Here is a 1467-nt window from a genome sequence, read left to right as displayed (position 1 = left end):
CAGTGAGTGTGTTGATTGGGTTGTTATGCGTCAAAAACCCCAAACAACCTAGTGTAGTTTTTTACATATGTATTAGTTGTTACCAACGGCCACAAAAACAATCCATTGGCGAAAACAGGAAAAGCGATAATGACCGCGAAATCTGCGCTAGCCTCAAAAACGCATGAAATACCAAATAACACTCCTAATAAGAAAGTAACAATAGTGTATTTCCTATACCAGCCCAGCTTTTTGTAAAGGGTTTTAAACTCAAAGTCGTTAGTAATACCATTGATGCATAAAAAAAGAACGACACTAGATGGAATAAGCAACACTATGCTAATGGGGCTGGCTTTGCTGATAGCTAAGCAAATTAGATAAACGAAACCAGTAGCCAATGACCAATGAAACACTGCGCCCTTATAAATATATTGCCTATTAAATGGGTCAGAAGGAATAGGGTTACGGTTCATAATTTCACTTTGATGCATAACTTTTCAATAACGGGCGCAGGCACGTAGGGCATAATGGCGAAGCCGCCCTGCGTGTATGCGTCCCAGCGAACGCAGTGAGTGTGTTGATTGACTTGTTATGCTGCATTACGCTAAGCCTTGTTCAAAACACTTTAAACCGCTGATTTTGTCCACCCATTCCAGTTGTGATTCGCAAAAGATGTTTACGGCGGGATTAATTTCTAAATTTGAGTCGATAGCCCCCAGATGAATAATAATTAAACCAGCTAGCTTAGGGTTGGTGTTAAAAATGGGTGTACCGCAACGAGTGCAAAAGTGCTTCGTAGCATGTTCAGACACTTTGAAAGAGCTTAGGCTTTGACCGGTGATAGAAAACTCGTTTTCGGGTACTACAACATAGGTTGAAAATGATGAACCATTCATTTTCCTGCACAGATTGCAGTGACAATTTACGAATGCTTTAATTTGCTGGCTAGCGGAGAACGATATGCTTTTACAATTACAACTTCCCTTCATTTTTATTCCTTTATATCAACCAAGCAGCATAACGGCCCGCATAACGGGCAAAAATACGTAGGCTATAATACTGAGCGAAGCGAGGGGAGCCTACGTATTTTTGTCCCAGCGAGCCCGCGAGCGAGTTTATGCGATTGTTAGGTAAACTACTCAAAAAGAGCACCTTGCAGCAAGAGCCTCTTTACATTGTGGTGTATGATTAAAAGCCCTATGGCGCAAATTGTAAGGAACACAATTGTTGCCAAAAAATACTCTACCCAAGCTAACCACTTAATTCTATTTTTATGCTCGAGAATTAACTCTTTTCTGTAAGCGGTTGATAGTAGAAACGGCCAAGCAAGATATACAAAGCGAGGTCCGCTGGCTAACTCTGCAAAAAAATCTAAAGCATTGCCTAAAACGGGAACTTTAGATAGCGCTACAGCTACAGCGAGGAATACCCCGAAAACAAGCAAGCTAATTACAGCAACCAAAATTTCCATATACAGGTTTACCTAAC

General features: G+C 40.9%; 3 protein-coding genes. All 3 read right to left on the bottom strand.

Annotated elements, in window-relative coordinates:
- Positions 1 to 23: 23 nt before the first annotated feature.
- The 3 genes from GVO63_RS19030 to GVO63_RS19020 all read right to left on the bottom strand — a co-directional run bounded on the left by GVO63_RS19030 (position 24) and on the right by GVO63_RS19020 (position 1450).
- Positions 24 to 470: a hypothetical protein gene (locus GVO63_RS19030; protein WP_159581990.1), complete on the bottom strand. Its 447-nt coding sequence runs from the start codon at positions 468 to 470 to the stop codon at positions 24 to 26.
- A gap of 108 nt (positions 471 to 578) precedes the next feature.
- A complete protein-coding gene (locus GVO63_RS19025; RefSeq protein WP_159581988.1) occupies positions 579 to 968 on the bottom strand; it encodes a GFA family protein in 390 nt (129 codons plus the stop codon).
- A gap of 146 nt (positions 969 to 1114) precedes the next feature.
- Positions 1115 to 1450: a hypothetical protein gene (locus GVO63_RS19020; protein ID WP_159581986.1), complete on the bottom strand. Its 336-nt coding sequence runs from the start codon at positions 1448 to 1450 to the stop codon at positions 1115 to 1117.
- Positions 1451 to 1467 lie beyond the last annotated feature (17 nt).

The organism is Alteromonas sp. KUL106, from assembly GCF_009811415.1.
GTDB lineage: Bacteria > Pseudomonadota > Gammaproteobacteria > Enterobacterales > Alteromonadaceae > Alteromonas.
This window is presented reverse-complemented; position numbering and strand designations above follow the sequence as displayed.

Bases quoted from the DNA above. Each gene is read 5' to 3' on its own strand.
- GVO63_RS19020 (WP_159581986.1), bottom strand. From the start codon at position 1,450: ATGGAAATTTTGGTTGCTGTAATTAGCTTGCTTGTTTTCGGGGTATTC.
- GVO63_RS19030 (WP_159581990.1), bottom strand. From the start codon at position 470: ATGCATCAAAGTGAAATTATGAACCGTAACCCTATTCCTTCTGACCCA.
- GVO63_RS19025 (WP_159581988.1), bottom strand. From the start codon at position 968: ATGAAGGGAAGTTGTAATTGTAAAAGCATATCGTTCTCCGCTAGCCAG.